General features: G+C 69.5%; 13 protein-coding genes. 7 read left to right on the top strand and 6 right to left on the bottom strand.

Translation table 11 applies throughout. The features are described from left to right. Window positions 1-12: 12 nt before the first annotated feature. The 3 genes from glpK to ACFVT5_RS36135 all read right to left on the bottom strand — a co-directional run bounded on the left by glpK (window position 13) and on the right by ACFVT5_RS36135 (window position 3510). Entirely contained in the window at window positions 13-1593 is a 1581-nt protein-coding gene (gene glpK, locus ACFVT5_RS36145; RefSeq protein ID WP_389897076.1) for a glycerol kinase GlpK, read from the bottom strand. 54 nt (window positions 1594-1647) lie between these two features. Then, window positions 1648-2448: an MIP/aquaporin family protein gene (locus ACFVT5_RS36140; RefSeq protein ID WP_389897074.1), complete on the bottom strand. Its 801-nt coding sequence runs from the start codon at window positions 2446-2448 to the stop codon at window positions 1648-1650. A 294-nt stretch (window positions 2449-2742) separates the two neighbouring features. Next, complete coding sequence (locus ACFVT5_RS36135; RefSeq protein WP_389897072.1) at window positions 2743-3510, bottom strand: IclR family transcriptional regulator; 768 nt, start codon at window positions 3508-3510, stop codon at window positions 2743-2745. A 312-nt stretch (window positions 3511-3822) separates the two neighbouring features. Between ACFVT5_RS36135 and metH the strand changes: the two genes are divergently transcribed. From metH to ACFVT5_RS36115, 4 genes are all read left to right on the top strand, one after another. Further along, a complete protein-coding gene (gene metH / locus ACFVT5_RS36130) occupies window positions 3823-7419 on the top strand; it encodes a methionine synthase (protein WP_389897070.1) in 3597 nt (1198 codons plus the stop codon). Between the two features lie 249 nt (window positions 7420-7668). Then, a complete protein-coding gene (locus tag ACFVT5_RS36125; protein WP_389897066.1) occupies window positions 7669-8367 on the top strand; it encodes an HAD family hydrolase in 699 nt (232 codons plus the stop codon). Window positions 8368-8749: 382 nt separating this feature from the next. Beyond that, window positions 8750-10354, top strand: coding sequence for an ABC transporter substrate-binding protein (locus ACFVT5_RS36120; RefSeq protein ID WP_389897063.1), 1605 nt, complete (start codon window positions 8750-8752; stop codon window positions 10352-10354). A 26-nt stretch (window positions 10355-10380) separates the two neighbouring features. Continuing rightward, on the top strand, window positions 10381-11958 hold the full coding sequence (locus tag ACFVT5_RS36115) for an ABC transporter substrate-binding protein (protein WP_389897061.1): 1578 nt from the start codon (window positions 10381-10383) through the stop codon (window positions 11956-11958). Window positions 11959-12075: 117 nt separating this feature from the next. Here ACFVT5_RS36115 and ACFVT5_RS36110 read toward each other — a convergent pair whose 3' ends face one another. Both ACFVT5_RS36110 and ACFVT5_RS36105 read right to left on the bottom strand, forming a co-directional pair. Further along, complete coding sequence (locus tag ACFVT5_RS36110; protein ID WP_389897058.1) at window positions 12076-12747, bottom strand: response regulator; 672 nt, start codon at window positions 12745-12747, stop codon at window positions 12076-12078. A 14-nt stretch (window positions 12748-12761) separates the two neighbouring features. Then, complete coding sequence (locus ACFVT5_RS36105) at window positions 12762-13700, bottom strand: RecB family exonuclease (protein ID WP_389897055.1); 939 nt, start codon at window positions 13698-13700, stop codon at window positions 12762-12764. A 109-nt stretch (window positions 13701-13809) separates the two neighbouring features. Here ACFVT5_RS36105 and ACFVT5_RS36100 point away from each other — a divergent pair, with 109 nt between their 5' ends. The 3 genes from ACFVT5_RS36100 to ACFVT5_RS36090 all read left to right on the top strand — a co-directional run bounded on the left by ACFVT5_RS36100 (window position 13810) and on the right by ACFVT5_RS36090 (window position 17407). Further along, the gene (locus ACFVT5_RS36100; RefSeq protein WP_389897052.1) at window positions 13810-15393 is read left to right on the top strand and encodes a site-2 protease family protein; all 1584 of its coding nucleotides are present in this window, start codon (window positions 13810-13812) and stop codon (window positions 15391-15393) included. Between the two features lie 79 nt (window positions 15394-15472). After that, on the top strand, window positions 15473-16378 hold the full coding sequence (locus ACFVT5_RS36095) for a tRNA (adenine-N1)-methyltransferase (protein WP_389897049.1): 906 nt from the start codon (window positions 15473-15475) through the stop codon (window positions 16376-16378). A 450-nt stretch (window positions 16379-16828) separates the two neighbouring features. Further along, entirely contained in the window at window positions 16829-17407 is a 579-nt protein-coding gene (locus ACFVT5_RS36090) for a hypothetical protein (protein ID WP_389897046.1), read from the top strand. Window positions 17408-17465: 58 nt separating this feature from the next. Here ACFVT5_RS36090 and ACFVT5_RS36085 read toward each other — a convergent pair whose 3' ends face one another. After that, window positions 17466-17774, bottom strand: a complete 309-nt coding sequence (locus tag ACFVT5_RS36085; RefSeq protein WP_389897043.1) for a ferredoxin — start codon at window positions 17772-17774, stop codon at window positions 17466-17468. Between the last annotated feature and the right edge of the window lie 368 nt (window positions 17775-18142).

The following is an 18142-nucleotide window of genomic DNA, read 5'->3' as shown; positions in this document are numbered from 1 at the left end:
CCGGCCGCGTCCTCAGCTCTCGTCTTCTTCGAGCCAGCCCATGGTCCGCTGTACGGCCTTGAGCCAGTCCTTGTACTCGCGCTCCCGCTTGTCCGCGTCCATCTGCGGGGTCCACTCGGCGGCCCGGCGCCAGTTGGCCCGCAGCGTGTCGGTGTCCGGCCAGAAGCCGACGGCAAGACCTGCCGCGTAGGCCGCGCCGAGGCAGGTCGTCTCGGCGACCAGGGGACGCACCACCGGCGCGTCCAGGAAGTCCGCGAGGGTCTGCATCAGCAGGTTGTTGGACGTCATGCCGCCGTCGACCTTCAGCGTGGTCAGCTCGACGCCGGAGTCCTTCGTCATCGCGTCGGCGATCTCCCGGGTCTGCCACGCGGTGGCCTCCAGGACGGCGCGCGCGATGTGCGCCTTGGTGACGTACCGGGTGAGACCGGCGATCACACCGCGGGCGTCGGAGCGCCAATAGGGCGCGAACAGCCCGGAGAACGCCGGGACGAAGTACGCCCCGCCGTTGTCCTCGACCGACGACGCGAGAGTCTCGATCTCGGCGGCGGAGTTGATCAGGCCCATCTGGTCGCGCATCCACTGCACAAGGGCGCCGGTGATGGCGATGGACCCTTCGAGCGCGTAGACGGGCGGCTGGTCGCCGATGCGGTAGCCGACGGTGGTCAGCAGGCCCGAGTACGAGTTGATGGGCTTGCCGCCGGTGTTCATCAGCATGAACGTGCCGGTGCCGTAGGTGGACTTGGCCTCCCCCTCGCTGAAGCAGGTCTGGCCGAACAGGGCGGCCTGCTGGTCGCCGAGCGCCGACGCGACCGGGACTCCGCCGAGTAGCTCGCCGAGCGGGCCGCCGGTTACCTCGCCGTACACCTCGGACGACGAGCGGATCTCCGGGAGCATTTCCATCGGTACGCCGAGGGAGGAGGCGATCTTCGGGTCCCAGGCCATGGTGTGGAGGTTCATCAGCATGGTGCGGGACGCGTTGGTGACGTCGGTGACGTGGTGGCCGCCGTTCACGCCGCCGGTCAGGTTCCAGATGACCCAGGTGTCCATGGTGCCGAAGAGGATGTCCCCGGACTCCGCGCGCTCCTTGAGGCCCTCGACGTTGTCCAGCAGCCAGCGGGCCTTGGGCCCGGCGAAGTAGGTGGACAGCGGCAGACCGGTCTCCCGGCGGAAGCGGTCCTGGCCGACGTTGCGGCCCAGTTCCCGGACGAGCGCGCCCGTACGGGTGTCCTGCCAGACGATGGCGTTGTGCACCGGAAGGCCGGTGTTCTTGTCCCAGAGCAGCGTGGTCTCACGCTGGTTGGTGATGCCGATCGCCTTGATGTCGTCGCGGGTGATGCCCGCCTTGGCGATGGCCCCGGCGACGACGGCCTGCACATTCGTCCAGATCTCGGTGGCGTTGTGCTCGACCCAGCCCGGCCTGGGGAAGATCTGCTCGTGCTCCTTCTGGTCGACGGCGACGATGCGGCCGTCGCGGTCGAAGACGATACAGCGGCTGGACGTGGTGCCCTGGTCGATCGCCGCGATGAAGGGGCCTGCGCCATGCGAGTGACTGCCCGCCTCGGTGGAGGGGGTCGCGTGGGGTGCGTCGGTCACGGTGTGCTCCTGATTTCTCGGGTGTCGTCCGGGTCGGAACGGGGCGGCCTACTTCTACTTGAAGGCGATGTTGTAGATACCGCCCGCGACGGCGCCGCCAATCAGCGGACCCGCCACCGGGACCCATGCGTAGGCCCAGTCGGAACCACCCTTGTTCGGAAGCGGCAGAAGCGCATGCACAATCCGCGGTCCGAGGTCGCGCACCGGGTTGATGGCGTACCCGGTGGGGCCGCCGAGCGAGAGGCCGATACCGACGACGACCAGCGCGGTGACCAGGGCGCCGAGTACGCCGAGGCCGTTGCCCTGGTCGTTGAGGCCCTGGGTGAGGATCGCGAGGACCAGGACGACGGTCGCGATGATCTCGGTGGTGAGGTTCTGGACGGCGTTGCGGATCTCCGGCGCGGTCGAGAAGACGCCGAGGACGGGACCGGGGCCGCTCCGCGCGGACTTCTGGGCGACGGGTGCCAGGGTGTCCTGCGCGCCGGGACCGCCGACGATCTCGCGGTCGGTGAGATGGGCCTGGAACTGGCCGTAGTACGTCAGCCAGACGAGTACGGCGCCGATCATGGCGCCGAGCAGCTGTGAGGCGAGATAGAGCGGTACGTCGCTCCACGGGGTGCCGCCCTCTATGGCGAGACCGAGCGTGACCGCCGGGTTGAGATGGGCGCCGGACACACCGCCGGCGAGATAGGCGGCGGTCAGCACACCGAAGCCCCATCCGAAGGTGATGGCGAGCCAGCCGGCGTCGCGTGCCTTCGAGCGCTTCAGCGTGACGGCGGCGCACACACCACCGCCCAGCAGGATGAGTACGGCGGTCCCGATGGTCTCGCCGATGAAGATGTCGGAGCTGGACACCCGCGACTCCTTTGTCCTTCGTCCAGGGATCGTTGCCGGTCCTTGGCGTTGTCACACCCTAGCGCGTATTGCCGTCAGGTGTTCGACAATGCCGACCGATGGACGGGAGTCTTGCTCTGGGATCGCGGGCGCGTCAAGGGTCCAGTTATCGAAATTGCGATCGTTATTGATCGGGAAAGGCGATCGGTGGTCGGGAGCGGTGCTCGACCGACGCGGCCGTACGCGGGCAGGGTTGGGCCCGGAGGGATGGGCGCCGTAAAGGGGAGGGGCGGTGTCGTCGGGCGACCGTGGTCCTCAGAAGCGGCTGGCGCCCAGGTCCCGTGACACGGCGCGCGCACAGTCCCGTACGGCCGCGATCAGCTCGGGCCGCAGGTCGCCGTCGTCCTTGCAGACCCGCTCCACGGCGCCGGTGACCCCCACCGCGCCGACCGGCATCCGGCGCCGGTCGTGAATGGGCGCCGCCACCGAGGCGACGCCTTCCCAGGTCTCCTCTATGTCCGCCGCGTAGCCCCGCGCGCGGGTCAGGTCGAGGACGCCCTCGAAGTCCTCAAGGCCGGTCACGGTGTGCGCCGTGAACGACTTCCGCTCGACCTCCTGGGCCTGGCTGTGCGCGACCGGGTCGTACGCGGCGAGCACCTTGCCGAGCGCCGTGCAGTGCAGCGGCTGCATGGCCCCCACCTCCAGGACCTGGCGGCTGTCGTCGGGCCGGAAGACATGGTGGACGATCAGGACGCCGTGCTGATGCAGGACACCGAGGTAGACGCTCTCGCCGCTGGACCTGGCCAGGTCGTCGGTCCACACCAGGGCGCGGGCCCGTAGCTCGTGCACGTCCAGGTAGCTGTTGCCCAGGCGCAGCAGCTCGGCGCCCAGTTGGTAGCGGCCCGACGTGGGGTCCTGCTCCACGAAGCCCTCCGCCTGGAGGGTGCGCAGGATGCCGTGCGCCGTGCCTTTCGCGAGGTCGAGGGAGGTGGCGATGTCCGAGAGGCCGAGCCGGCGCTCACCGCCCGCGAGGAGGCGCAGCATCGCCGCCGCCCGTTCCAGCGACTGGATGTTGCGTGCCATCGTGGCCCCCTCCTCCGTCCTCGTGGAATGGTGCCGCCCCACCGGACGGCGCCGACCGCGGCCCTCCAGGGGCGTTCGGCAATGCTGAACAGTATCGGTCGTTGCCGACCCTCCGCTAACCGGCGGACGCCGAGTATCCCCCCGGCGCTTCACTCTCCTACCGCCCGGGGGAAGCCCCTGGATCCCGCCCCGCCGCCGTCCCGTCCCCTGGACGCTTCCGCCCCGTTTCGCCGGTCCCGGCTACTCTGGCGGGGTGCGCCTTCCACCGGAAGTCGCAAAGCCGACAGCCGTCGCACTCCTGGGAGCTTCTTCATGGCCTCGTCGCCAACCCCTTCGAACGCGTCCGCCGCGTCCACCCCGTCCACGGTGCCCACCGCGGGTCCCGCGTCCGCCGCCGCCGGATCCAGCGCGCCGACCGCGGTGGCCGAGAGCCGGACCCGGACCGACGCCCTGCGCGCCGCGCTCGCCGCCCGCGTCGTGGTGGCCGACGGCGCGATGGGCACCATGCTCCAGGCGCAGGACCCCAGCCTCGACGACTTCCAGAACCTGGAGGGGTGCAACGAGATCCTCAACGTCACGCGCCCCGACATCGTCCGCTCGGTCCACGAGGCGTACTTCTCGGTGGGCGTCGACTGCGTCGAGACCAACACGTTCGGGGCCAACCTCTCCGCGCTCGGCGAGTACGACATTCCCGACCGCGTACGCGAACTCTCCGAGGCCGGCGCCCGGATCGCCCGCGAGGTCGCCGACGAGTTCACCGCCGCCACCGGGCAGCAGCGCTGGGTCCTCGGCTCCATGGGCCCCGGCACCAAGCTCCCCACCCTTGGCCACGCCGCGTACGGCGCCCTGCGCGACGCCTTCCAGCAGAACGCCGAGGGCATGATCGAGGGCGGCGCCGACGCGCTCATCGTCGAGACCACGCAGGACCTCCTCCAGACCAAGGCCGCCATCCTCGGCGCCCGCCGCGCCCTCGACGTCACCGGCACCGACCTGCCGCTGATCTGCTCCGTCACCGTCGAGACCACCGGCACCATGCTCCTCGGCTCCGAGATCGGCGCGGCCCTGACCGCCCTGGAACCGCTCGGCATCGACATGATCGGACTGAACTGCGCCACCGGACCCGCCGAGATGAGCGAGCACCTGCGCTATCTCGCCCGGCACTCACGCGTCCCCCTTTCGTGCATGCCGAACGCCGGTCTCCCCGTACTCGGCAAGGACGGCGCCCACTACCCGCTCACCGCGCCCGAGCTGGCCGACGCCCAGGAGACCTTCGTCCGCGAGTACGGCCTGTCCCTGGTCGGCGGCTGCTGCGGTACGACGCCCGAGCATCTGCGCCAGGTCGTGGAGCGGGTCCGGGGCATCACCCCGCCCGAGCGCTCCCCGCGCCCCGAGCCCGGCGCCGCGTCGCTCTACCAGACGGTGCCGTTCCGCCAGGACACCTCGTACCTCGCGATCGGCGAGCGCACCAACGCCAACGGCTCGAAGAAGTTCCGTACGGCCATGCTCGAAGGCCGCTGGGACGACTGCGTCGAGATGGCCCGCGACCAGATCCGCGAAGGCGCGCACATGCTCGACCTGTGCGTCGACTACGTCGGCCGGGACGGCGTCGCCGACATGGAGGAACTCGCCGGACGCTTCGCCACCGCCTCCACGCTGCCGATCGTCCTGGACTCCACCGAGATCGACGTACTGCGCGCGGGCCTGGAGAAGCTCGGCGGACGCGCCGTCATCAACTCCGTCAACTACGAGGACGGCGACGGGCCCGAGTCCCGCTTCACCAAGGTCACCGCGCTCGCCAAGGAGCACGGCGCCGCCCTGATCGCCCTGACCATCGACGAGGAGGGCCAGGCCCGCACCGCCGAACACAAGGTCGCCATCGCCGAACGCCTCATCGACGACCTCACCGGCACCTGGGGCATCCATGAGTCCGACCTCCTCATCGACACCCTGACCTTCACCATCTGCACCGGTCAGGAGGAGTCCCGCAAGGACGGCATCGCCACCATCGAGGCGATCCGCGAACTCAAGCGCCGGCACCCCGACGTACAGACCACGCTCGGCCTCTCCAACATCTCCTTCGGCCTCAACCCGGCCGCCCGTGTCGTCCTCAACTCCGTGTTCCTGGACGAGTGCGTCAAGGCGGGCCTGGACTCGGCGATCGTCCACGCCTCCAAGATCCTTCCGATCGCGCGCCTCGACGAGGAGCAGGTCACGACCGCGCTCGACCTGATCTACGACCGCCGCGCCGAGGGCTACGACCCCCTCCAGAAGCTCATGGAGCTGTTCGAGGGCGTCAACATGAAGTCGATGAAGGAGGGCAAGGCCGAGGAACTCGCGGCACTGCCCCTGGACGAGCGCCTCAAGCGCCGCATCATCGACGGCGAGAAGAACGGCCTCGAAGCCGACCTCGACCTCGCCCTCACCGAACGCCCCGCCCTGGACATCGTCAACGAGACCCTCCTGGACGGCATGAAGGTCGTCGGCGAACTCTTCGGCTCCGGCCAGATGCAGCTGCCCTTCGTGCTCCAGTCCGCCGAGGTCATGAAGAAGGCCGTCGCCCACCTCGAACCGCACATGGAGAAGTCCGACTCCGAGGGCAAGGGCACCATCGTGCTCGCCACCGTGCGCGGCGACGTCCACGACATCGGCAAGAACCTTGTCGACATCATCCTGTCCAACAACGGCTACAACGTGATCAACCTGGGCATCAAGCAGCCCGTCTCCGCGATCCTGGAGGCCGCCGAGGAGCACCGCGCCGACGTCATCGGCATGTCGGGCCTGCTGGTCAAATCCACGGTGATCATGAAGGAGAACCTGGAGGAGCTGAACCAGCGCGGGCTCTCCGCCGACTATCCGGTCATCCTCGGCGGCGCCGCCCTGACCAGGGCCTACGTCGAACAGGACCTGCACGAGATCTACCAGGGCGAGGTCCGCTACGCCCGTGACGCCTTCGAGGGACTGCGCCTCATGGACGCCCTCATCGCCGTCAAGCGGGGCGTGCCGGGCGCCGTCCTGCCCGAGCTGAGGCAGCGCCGGGTACGGCCCGCGGCCACCGCCGTCGAGGAGCGCCCCGAAGAGGGCGCCGTCCGCTCCGACGTCGCCCTGGACAACCCGCTGCCGACCCCGCCGTTCCTCGGCACCCGCGTGATCAAGGGCATCCAGCTCAAGGAGTACGCGTCCTGGCTGGACGAGGGCGCCCTGTTCAAGGGGCAGTGGGGCCTCAAGCAGAGCCGCGCCGGTGACGGACCCACGTACGAGGAACTGGTCGAGACCGAGGGCCGGCCCCGGCTGCGGGGCTGGCTGGACAAGCTCCAGACGGAGAACCTCCTGGAGGCCGCCGTCGTCTACGGCTACTTCCCGTGCGTCTCCAAGGGCGACGACCTGATCCTCCTGGACGACCAGGGCAACGAGCGCACCCGCTTCACCTTCCCGCGCCAGCGCCGGGGCCGCCGACTCTGCCTGGCCGACTTCTTCCGCCCGGAGGAGTCCGGCGAGATCGACGTCGTGGGGCTCCAGGTCGTCACCGTCGGATCGAGGATCGGCGAGGCCACCGCCGAGCTGTTCGAGGCCAACTCCTACCGCGACTACCTGGAGCTGCACGGACTGTCCGTACAGCTCGCCGAGGCCCTCGCCGAGTACTGGCACGCGCGGGTCCGCTCCGAGCTGGGCTTCGCGGGCGAGGACCCCGCCGAGATCGAGGACATGTTCGCCCTGAAGTACCGTGGCGCCCGGTTCTCGCTCGGTTACGGAGCGTGCCCCGAGCTGGCCGACCGGGCGAAGATCGCGCGGCTGCTGGAGCCGGAGCGGATCGGCGTGGTGCTCTCGGAGGAGTTCCAGCTGCACCCGGAGCAGTCCACGGACGCCATCGTGATCCACCACCCCGAGGCGAAGTACTTCAACGCCCGCTGAGACGTCACCGCACGCGTGGGCGTCGCCGTACGCCGACGCCGCACTGCGGCGCCCGCAGAGGCGCCGACGAGGTCTCTCCCGGGCCCCGAGCGCCCGGAGCACCCAGAGGGCTTGGGGGAGACCTCATCGGGTGGCGTTCAACGCGCGTTCACCCGCACACGTCGTACACTGGTCGGTCCAGCGCAGGCCGGTTGCCTTCTCCCGTGGAGTGGCGGCCGGCCTTCTCGTCCCCCATGGAGGTGTGCCCGGATGACCAGTACGGTCCGCGCTCTCGGTACTCGAACGGCCGAAGGTTCCGCGCTCCAGGCTGTCCTCCTCGACATGGACGGCACCCTGGTCGACACCGAGGGGTTCTGGTGGGACGCCGAGGTCGCGGTCTTCGCCGGACTCGGGCACGCCCTGGACGAGTCCTGGCGGGACGTGGTCGTCGGCGGGCCCATGACCCGCAGTGCCGGCTTCCTCATCGAGGCGACCGGCGCCGACATCACGCTCCCCGAGCTGACCCAGCTCCTGAACGACGGGTTCGAGAACCGCATCAACGGTTCGCTGCCGCTGATGCCGGGCGCCGCCCGCCTCCTCGCCGAGCTGGCGGCCCACAGGGTGCCGACCGCCCTGGTGTCCGCCTCGCACCGGCGGATCATCGACCGGGTACTGCACTCGCTCGGTCCGCGGAACTTCGCGCTGACCGTGGCCGGGGACGAGGTGGAGCGCACCAAGCCGTTCCCCGACCCGTACCTGATCGCCGCCGCCGGGCTCGGCGCGGACCCGGCCCGGTGCGCGGTCGTGGAGGACACCGCGACCGGTGTCGCCGCCGCCGAGGCGGCCGGCTGCCAGGTCGTCGTGGTGCCGTCCGTCGCACCGATCGCGGCGGCGGCCGGGCGGACCGTGGTGACCTCCCTCGAAGAGGTCGATCTGCCCTTCCTCCAGGGTCTGGTGCCCCTCCCCTGAACCTCCCGAACGGACCATTGCATGCAATGGGCAACCGGCCGGACGAATTGCCTTTCCGGGCAATGAAGTTGAAGGTGTGACCTTTCCCACGTTTCGGAGGGTCGACAGAGGGGTGATCCTGTGCCGTCGACCCGGGAGTGCGGAGAACGCGTGTGCCTTTGTGTCCTGATTGGTGAGAAGGTGCACGAAACCTTCCACTGTCGGGTTTTCGGTGCGTCCGCGCCCGGTTTCACTGCGTGATGAACGAGCAACTCCGGTCCTGTGAGGCGGCCGTGGCCGGTCACACTAATGTCGTCGCGAGAACATCGCCGTAACCCCCGTGTCCCGTCACCACACCCCCGTTGCCGGGTCGCGGGATCGACAGCTCTGGAGAACGTCGAGCATGAACCGCAAGAGTTTGGTGCTGCCGGCCGTCATCGGTCTGCTGGCCCCGGTCCTCGCAGCATGTGGCGGAACGGACGGTGCCGGCAAGAGCGACGGCTCCATCGTCGTCGGCACCACCGACCAGTTCGCGGCGTCGAAGAAGGCCCCGGCCCCCTTCGACCCGGCGTACGCCTACGACGCCGGGTCGTGGAACGTCCTGCGGCAGACCCTCCAGACGCTGATGGCGCTGCCCCGCGGTGGCGGCGAGCCCGTCCCCGAGGCCGCCCGGCAGTGCGGCTTCACCGACACCGGCAACGAGCGCTACGAGTGCACCCTCCGTGAGGGCCTCACGTTCTCCGGCGGCGACGCGGTCACCGCGGCCGATGTGAAGTACTCCATCGACCGGGTACGGGCCATCAACGCGGACAGCGGTGTCTCCGGCCTCCTCGCGAACATCGACACCGTCGAGACCCAGGGCGAGAGCAAGGTCATCTTCCATCTGAAGACCGCCGACGCGACGTTCCCGTTCAAGCTGGCCACCCCCGTCGCGGGCATCGTGCACCCCGCCGACTACTCCAAGTCGAAGCTCCGCGAGGGCTTCGACATCGACGGCTCGGGCCCCTACAAGGTGTCGGCGCAGGTCAAGGACGACGTCGTCGTCAAGGTCGTGTTCACCAAGAACGCGAACTACAAGGGCCAGTTGAACCCGAAGAACGGCAAGGTCGAACTCCGCTCCTACCTGGACGCGGACGACATGGGCGTAGCGCTCGAAAAGGGCGACATCGACCTGATGACGCGCACCATGTCGCCGACGCAGATCCAGAAGCTCTCCGACGACCCGGGCAAGAACATCAACCTGATCGAGACGCCCGGTCTGGAGATCCGCTACCTCGGCTTCAACACCGACGCGCCCGGCGCCCGCACCAAGGCCGTCCGCCAGGCCATGGCCCAGCTCATCAACCGCGGTGAACTCGCCTCCAAGGTCTACGGCACGCAGGCCGAGCCGCTCTACTCGCTGGTCCCGGCCACCATCACCGGACACGCGAACTCCTTCTTCAACAAGTACGGCGACCCGAGCGTCGACAAGGCGAAGCAGATGCTGGAGCAGGCCAATGTCACCACTCCGGTCAAGCTGACGCTCAACTACACCACCGACCACTACGGAGAGGGCACCGAGAAGGAGTTCGAGCAGCTCAAGAAGCAGCTCAACGCCAGCGGCCTCTTCGACGTGACCATCAAGGGCACCAAGTGGACCGAGTTCCGCCCCAACGAACTGGAGGGCAAGTACGCGGTCTACGGCCTCGGCTGGTTCCCGGACTTCCCGGACGCCGACAACTTCGTCGCGCCCTTCCTCGACAAGGGCAACTTCCTCGCATCGCCCTACGCGAACAGCACGATTCGTAACGAACTGATTCCGGAGTCGCGTCGCCAGGCAGACCGGTTGACGGCGTCGAAGAGCCTGGAGAAGATCCAGAGCATCGTCGCCGACGACGTACCGGTGCTGCCGCTCTGGCAGGGCAAGCAGTACGTGGCCGCGCGCGACGACATCCAGGGGGTCGAGTGGGCGCTCGACTCCTCGTCGAACCTCCAGCTCTGGGAGCTCAGCCGAGGCGTGAAGGGCTGATGCCCCCTGTACCGACAAGGTAGAACGTGAAACTTCGCACCCCGTGGCCGGTCCTGTCCGTCGTGGCAGGGCTGGCCGCAGCCACGCTGACCGGATGCGGTTCCGAACAGGGCGGTTCAGGAGGCAAGGGGGTCGTCGTCGGCATGTCCGACGACGTCCAGGCGACCGACCCCGCCTCCGGGTACGACCCGGGCTCCTGGCTGCTGTTCAACAACGTCTTCCAGTCCCTGCTGAGCTTCCCGATCGCCGGGGTGGAACCGGAGCCGGAGGCCGCCCGCAGTTGCGGGTTCACCGACACGGACACCAAGGTCTTCAGCTGCACCCTGCGCGACGGCCTCACGTTCAGCAACGGCGACGCCCTCACATCGGAGGACGTGAAGTTCTCCTTCGACCGCATGATGAAGATCAACGACGACGCCGGACCGGCCATCATGTTCCCGATGCTGGACAAGGTCGAGACGCCGGACGCCAAGACCGTCGTCTTCAAGCTGAACGTGCCGGACGCCACCTTCCCCAGCAAGATAGCCTCCGGCGCGGGGTCGATAGTCAACCGCCGTGACTACCCGGCGGGCAAGCTGCGCACCGACGGCAAGGCGGTCGGCTCGGGCCCCTACAAGCTCGACTCCTTCGACAAGAACCGCGCCGTCTTCTCCGTCAACCCCGACTACAAGGGCACCGCCCGGGTCAGGAACTCCGGTGTCACGCTCCGGTTCTTCCACGGCGACCAGGGCTCCCTCAAGAAGGCGCTGCTCAGCAAGGACGTCGACGTCGCCTACCGCGGACTCGCCGCCAAGGACATCGCCGACATCGAGCAGAACACCGCCACCAGCAAGGGCATCGACGTCGTCGAAGGCACCAGCGCCGAGGTGCAGCACCTGGTCTTCAACATGAAGGACCCCGTCGTCGGCAAGCTGGGCGTCCGCAAGGCGATGGCGTATCTGATCGACCGCGAGGCCGTCGTGCAGGAGGTCTACGACAGCACCGCCGCGCCGCTGTACTCGATCATCCCGGCGGGCATCAGCGGCCACAACACCGCCTTCTTCGACCTCTACGGCTCCCGCCCGCAGCGCGCCAAGGCCCAGGACGCACTGCGCGCCGAGGGCATCACCGGCAAGGTCAAGCTGACCCTCTGGTCCACCCCCTCGCGCTACGGACCGTCCACGGACCAGGAGTTCGAGGCGATGGCCAAGCAACTCAACAGCAGCGGCCTGTTCGACGCCCAGGTGAAGTCCGTCGACTTCAGCCAGTACGAGAAGGACGTCCACAACGGCAAGTACGGCGTGTACGTGAAGGGCTGGGTGCCCGACTATCCGGACCCTGACAACTTCACCGCCCCGTTCTTCGGCAAGGGCAACGTCCTCGGCAACAACTACGAGAACCGGACCATCACCGACGAGATCATCCCGGCCACCGCGGCCGAGAGCGACCGCGGCGCCGCCGGCAAGGACTACGACCGGCTCCAGCGACTCGTCGCCCAGGACCTCCCGATCATCCCGCTCTGGCAGGCCAAGCAGTACGCGGTCGTCGGCGACAACGTGTACGGCCTGGAGAACTGCCTCGACGCGTCGACGGTGTTCCGGTTCTGGGAGATCAGCAAGGGCTGAGCCCCTACCCGTACAAGCAAGAAACGGCCGCCCTTACGGGGGCGGCCGTTCCGTTTGCTGCTTGTACGGGTGCTGCTTGTACGGGTGTTACCGGCACGCGTGTTACCGGCACGGGTGTCACTGGGCGCCGGGACGCACCAGACCGCTCTCGTACGCGTACACCGCGGCCTGCACCCGGTCGCGCAGCCCCAACTTCGTCAGCACATGACCCACATGTGTCTTCACGGTCGTCTCGCTCACGAAGAGGTCCGCCGCGATCTCCGCGTTCGACAGGCCGCGTGCCACCAGCTTCAGGACCTCGACCTCGCGCTCGGTGAGGGTGTGCAGCGTGTTCGGCACCGGGTCGTCGCCCGAGGGCAGATGGTCGGCGTACTTGTCGAGCAGCCGCCGGGTGATGCTCGGCGCGAGCATCGCCTCGCCCGCGGCCACCACCCGGATCGCCTGGACCAGCTCATTGGCCGGGGCGTCCTTGAGCAGAAAGCCGCTCGCGCCCGCCTTCAGCGCCTCCACCACGTACTCGTCGAGATCGAACGTGGTCAGTACCAGTACCTTCGCCGGACCGTCCCGGCCGGGCCCGGTGATCTGCCGGGTCGCCTCGACGCCGTCCATACGCGGCATACGGATGTCCATGAGGACCACATCGGGCTGGAGCGCCCGCACCTGGTCGAGAGCTTGCAGGCCGTCTCCGGCCTCGCCGACGACCGCCAGGTCCGCCTCCGCCTCCAGAATCATCCGGAAGCCGGTGCGCAGCAGCGGCTGGTCGTCGACCAGTAGGACGCGGATGGCCACGTAAGTCTCCTTCGCTAGTCCGGCCCCATTCTGCCCTGCTCGGTATCCGCCGACTCGGGCGCCCTGACAGGCAGCGGATACGGCGGGGGAGTGCCGCCGAATTCCGGGCAGTGGGCCCGGTGGTCGCACCAGCCGCACAGCTTGGTCTGCCGGGGCCGCCACTCCCCGCTGTCGGTGGCCTGCCGGATCGCGTCCCACAGCGCGTGCAGCTTGCGCTCGACCCGCTCCAGATCCGCCACCACCGGGTCGTACGTCAGCACGTCACCGCTGCCCAGATAGACGAGCTGGAGCCGGCGCGGCACCACACCCTTCAGCCGCCACACCACCAAGGCGTAGAACTTCATCTGGAACAGCGCGCCGTCCGCGTACTCAGGGCGGGGGGCCTTGCCCGTCTTGTAGTCCACGATGCGGACCTCACCCGTCGGCGCCACGTCGACGCGGTCGATGATGCCGCGCAGCCGCAGGCCCGAAGGCAGCTCGGTCTCCACGAACAGCTCACGCTCGGCGGGCTCCAGACGGGTCGGGTCCTCCAGGGTGAACCATCGCTCGACAAGTTGACCGGCCTCCGCGAGCCACCGCTCCAGCCGCTGTGCGGGGTCCGAGGGATCGGCCGGCTGTGCGGGGTCGGTGGACCCCGGGGGGTCGGTGGGCTCGGCGGGGTCGGCGAACAGCTCCGCCAGCTCCGGCTTCGCCTCCCGCAGCCGGTCCCACTGGCCCGGGATCAGCGCCTTCGCGCGCGGTGCCGTCCGCTCGGCGGCCGGGGCGTCGAAGAGCCGCTCCAGGACCGCGTGCACCAGCGTGCCCCGCGTCGCCGCCGGGCTCGGCTTCTCGGGCAGCTTGTCGATCACCCGGAACCGGTACAGCAACGGGCACTGCATGAAGTCACTCGCGCGCGAGGGCGACAACGACGCCGGGCGCGCGGGTGTCCCCGGATCGCCGATGCTGGTTTCCATGACGACAGACCCTACGGCCCGCCACTGACACCCCGACGCATACCATCGACGGCAGACCCTCCCGCCCTGCATGATCGGGAGCGAGGGACGTACCGAACGAGGGGACATCGTGAACGAGAGCGGCGGGAGCGGGCAGCCGCAACCGGGCAGCAGCGACGCGGACGACCACCGCGAGGTCCGGCCGGGTCCCGGCGACCCGGGCGAAACGCCGGCCGCGGACCGCCCGGAGCACGCCCCGGCCGACGGTCCGCATCCCGGCACGCCCGACCGCCAGGACCCGGAAACGACACCGTCCGCCTCGCCGGACCCGCCCGATCTGCGCAAGAAGCCCGAAGCCGCGCGTCCGCACGCCGACCGGCCGGACCACACCCGGCAGGGCGACCAGCACAAACACGACCCCGCCCCTCCGCATGACCGGGCGCCCGGCTACGCGGTGGCGCACACCGATCACCACGACGGACCACAGGGCCAGGGACACCACCAGGGCCCGGCACTCGGACAGGGGCCCGACGGGGAACAGGGCAAGCCCAAGCGGCCCCGCGGACCCGGCGGCGGCATCCTCATGGGCCGCCCCTTCGGCGTCCCCGTGTACGTCGCCCCCAGCTGGTTCCTCGTCGCCGCCCTGATCACCTGGGTCTTCGGTGGACAGCTCGACCGCGTGCTGCCCGAGCTGGGCGCCGCCCGCTATCTCGTCGCGCTGTTCTTCGCCGTCGCGTTCTACGGCTCCGTCCTCGTCCACGAACTCGCCCACACCGTCGCGGCCCTCCGCTTCAAGCTCCCGGTGCGCCGGATCCAGCTCCAGTTCTTCGGCGGGGTCTCGGAGATCGAGAAGGAGGCCGAGACACCCGGCCGGGAATTCGTCCTCGCCTTTGTCGGACCGCTGCTCTCCCTCGTACTCGCCGGGGTGTTCTACGCCTCGATGCAGGTCGTGGAACCCGGCACCGTGCCCGGTGTGCTGCTCGCCGGCCTGATGATCTCCAACCTGATCGTGGCCGCCTTCAACCTGCTCCCCGGCCTGCCCCTGGACGGCGGCCGGATGCTGCGGGCCGTCGTCTGGAAGATCACCGGCAGGCCCATGAGCGGCACCGTCGCCGCCGCCTGGGTCGGCCGCGCGCTTGCCGTCTCGGTCCTCATCGGCCTTCCGCTGCTCACCCAGTCCGGCGCCCTCGGCCCCACCAGCCAGAACATGGGCGCCATGGACACCGTCACGGATGCCCTGCTCGCCGCGATCCTCGCCGCGATCATCTGGACCGGTGCGGGCAACAGCCTCCGCATGGCCCGGCTCCGCGAACACCTGCCCGACCTGCGGGCCCGTACGCTGACCCGCCGCGCGGTCCCCGTCGAGACCAGCACGCCCCTCTCGGAGGCCCTGCGCCGCGCCAACGACGCGGGGGCGCGCGCCCTTGTCGTCGTCGCTCCGGACGGCGAACCGCTCGCCGTGGTGCGCGAGGCGGCCATCGTCGGCGTCCCCGAACACCGCCGCCCCTGGGTCGCCGTCAGCGGCCTCGCGCAGGACCTCACGGACGGCATGCGTGTCTCCGCCGAACTCGCGGGCGAGGAACTCCTCGACGTGCTGCGCGCGACTCCGGCCACCGAGTACCTCGTCGTGGAGGAGTCCGGGGAGATCTACGGGGTCCTGTCGGCGGCCGATGTGGAGCGCGCCTTCGTCAAGGCGATGGCCCGCCCCAACTGACCCACCCGTCCCACCCGTCCCACCCTTCGGACCCCCGGCCATGGTCTTCGGGCCCTGGTACGCCCGGTAGGCTGGTCACATGTCCGAACCGACCGGTGCCGCCCGCCGCCGCGGGCCCTTCAAGGTCGGGGACCAGGTTCAGCTGACCGACCCCAAGGGCCGCCACTACACGTTCACGCTCGAAGCAGGGAAGAACTTCCACACCCACAAGGGTTCTTTCCCGCACGACGAGCTGATCGGCGCTCCCGAGGGCAGCGTTGTCCGCACCACGGGGAACGTCGCCTATCTGGCACTGCGCCCCCTGCTCCCCGACTACGTCCTGTCCATGCCCCGCGGCGCCGCCGTGGTCTACCCCAAGGACGCGGGGCAGATCCTCTCGTTCGCCGACATCTTCCCCGGCGCACGCGTCGTAGAGGCGGGCGTCGGCTCCGGCTCCCTCAGCAGCTTCCTGCTCCGCGCCGTCGGCGACCAGGGCATGCTGCACTCCTATGAGCGCCGTGAGGACTTCGCGGACATCGCCCGGCAGAACGTGGAGCGCTACTTCGGCGGTCCGCACCCCGCCTGGCAGCTCACCGTCGGCGATCTCCAGGACAATCTGTCCGACACCGAGGTCGACCGCGTCATCCTGGACATGCTCGCCCCCTGGGAGTGCCTGGAGGCCGTCTCCAAGGCGCTGGTGCCCGGCGGCATCCTCTGCTGTTACGTCGCCACGACCACACAGCTCGCCCGTACCGTCGAGTCCATCCGCGAGATCGGCGGCTTCAACGAGCCGACCGCGTGGGAGTCGATGGTCCGCAACTGGCACATCGAGGGCCTCGCCGTCCGCCCCGACCACCGCATGATCGGCCACACCGGCTTCCTCCTCACGGCCCGCCGCCTCGCGGACGGCGTCGAACCCCCCATGCGACGTCGCCGTCCGGCGAAGGGGGCGTACGGGGAGGACTACACGGGCCCCAACGCGGACGGCGGCATGCCGACGTCGTAACCGGTACGGCGCCCCTCCGGGGTGACCGCGGCTGGACCCCGCTGCCGGGTGGTCCCCCTGCCGGGGAGGCGCCCTGCCGGGCGGGGAGGTGCCCTACCGGCGGAGATGCCTCCGGCGGAGTTCACCCGGGCTGACACCGTCGCCGATGCCGCCGGTCACTCGCCGTCGTGGTAGATCGCCGTCGCGGCGGGATTTGGCTTCGGCGGAGGTTGTTGGGATTGCGGCGGGGTTCGGCTTCGATGTCGGGCTTGGGTTTGTGGGGTCTTGAGGGATTGTTCGCCGTTCGCCTGGTCAACGGTGGCGTGGGGTGGGTGAGTTCCCGTTCCGTGCAGGGAAGTCGCCCGTGTCGCCGCATTCTTGAAGGGGCGCCCCCGGCGTTCCGTGGCGTCGTCACGTGTGGCACGATGCTGGCCACCCTCACCGGCACAGCCCTCACAGGAGACACTCCTCGTGCAGCAATCCGTTGTTCCGGAACTCGCGCACACGCAGACAAGCGCCATGCACTGGGTCGCCACGGCCGCCGCCCTGGCCGCCGTCGTCGCGGGCACGTCCTTCCTCCAGCCCGACGCCGCCACCGCCGCCCAGAGCGGTACGAAGACCCACTCCCGGGCCGCCACGGACCCGGCACCCGACCCGGCCGGCGTCACCTTCCCGCTCGACTGCGGCCAGGTCGAACCCGTCGTCCTGAAGAAGGCGTCCGGCGACCTCGACGGGGACGGCCACCCGGAAACCGTCGCCGTGGCCCGCTGTGACGCCGGCATGGGCACCCCGCCCAGCGGCGTCTACGTGATCACCAAAGGCACCGACGCGACCGCCCCGCCCCGCGTCGTCGCCACTCTCGTCGATCCGAAGGACCGGTACAGCGTCACCGACTTCGCGGTCGGCTCCGGCGCCGTCACCGCGACCCTCCTCGGCTACTCGTCGCCCGAGGTGCCCAACTGCTGCCCCGACGAGCAGCAGAAGGCCAAGTGGCAGTGGAAGAACGGCGCGTTCGTCCGCTCGACGCCGTCCGAGGCGCACAGCGTCTGATCCGCGCGGCGGGCCCTTCGCGACCGACGGCCCGCCGTGACGTGGCGTGTTCGTGTGGTTACGCCGCGTCAGGCCCGTAGACCTCGACCTTGTCCGCGGTGCGCCGCACATGGATGCAGTCGCCGGGACACTCCTTCGCGGAGTCGGCGACGTCACGAAGGAGCGGCAGCGGAACCGGCGTCGTGGCCCCCGGCGTCTGGAGCAGCTCGTCGTCCGCGCTCTTCACATACGCCAGACCGTCGATGTCCAGCTCGAAGACCTCCGGCGCGTACTGCACACAGATCCCGTCGCCCGTGCACAGGTCCTGGTCGATCCAGACCTCCAGATCGTCACTGCCCTGGCTGCCGGACCGGTCGTCGTGCTGCACGGTCGTATCTCCTGCCGTATCCCGCGTGTGTTGGACGCCTCGACGATACAACCGCCCCTCCGCACCACCGCGGCGCCGACCTCGGCACCCCGGCAGTCACCCTGCGTCGCCACGCACGCGCCCTGAGTCGGCCGGAACACACGGCGGACGGCCGCCCCGCGCGCGGGGCGGAAGATCGCCCAGGGCCTCCGGTCCGCCGGTCGAAAGGTGCGACCATGGCACAAGTCGGCCGTGCTCTGATGGGTGTTGAACAGTTCACGGGCATACCAGCCCGCTTTCCGATGTTGTTGGGTGGGTATTCCACTGGCGTGAGGGAGAGCGCAAGGGTGAAGATCGGACACACCCCGACCGTCTTTGTGATCTAGGGG

Source organism: Streptomyces sp. NPDC058001, assembly GCF_042886315.1.
GTDB lineage: Bacteria > Actinomycetota > Actinomycetes > Streptomycetales > Streptomycetaceae > Streptomyces.
This window is presented reverse-complemented; position numbering and strand designations above follow the sequence as displayed.

Coding starts and splice junctions, on each gene's coding strand:
- ACFVT5_RS36135 (WP_389897072.1), bottom strand. CDS start 3,510: ATGGCACGCAACATCCAGTCGCTGGAACGGGCGGCGGCGATGCTGCGC.
- metH (WP_389897070.1), top strand. CDS start 3,823: ATGGCCTCGTCGCCAACCCCTTCGAACGCGTCCGCCGCGTCCACCCCG.
- ACFVT5_RS36125 (WP_389897066.1), top strand. CDS start 7,669: ATGACCAGTACGGTCCGCGCTCTCGGTACTCGAACGGCCGAAGGTTCC.
- ACFVT5_RS36120 (WP_389897063.1), top strand. CDS start 8,750: ATGAACCGCAAGAGTTTGGTGCTGCCGGCCGTCATCGGTCTGCTGGCC.
- ACFVT5_RS36105 (WP_389897055.1), bottom strand. CDS start 13,700: ATGGAAACCAGCATCGGCGATCCGGGGACACCCGCGCGCCCGGCGTCG.
- ACFVT5_RS36095 (WP_389897049.1), top strand. CDS start 15,473: ATGTCCGAACCGACCGGTGCCGCCCGCCGCCGCGGGCCCTTCAAGGTC.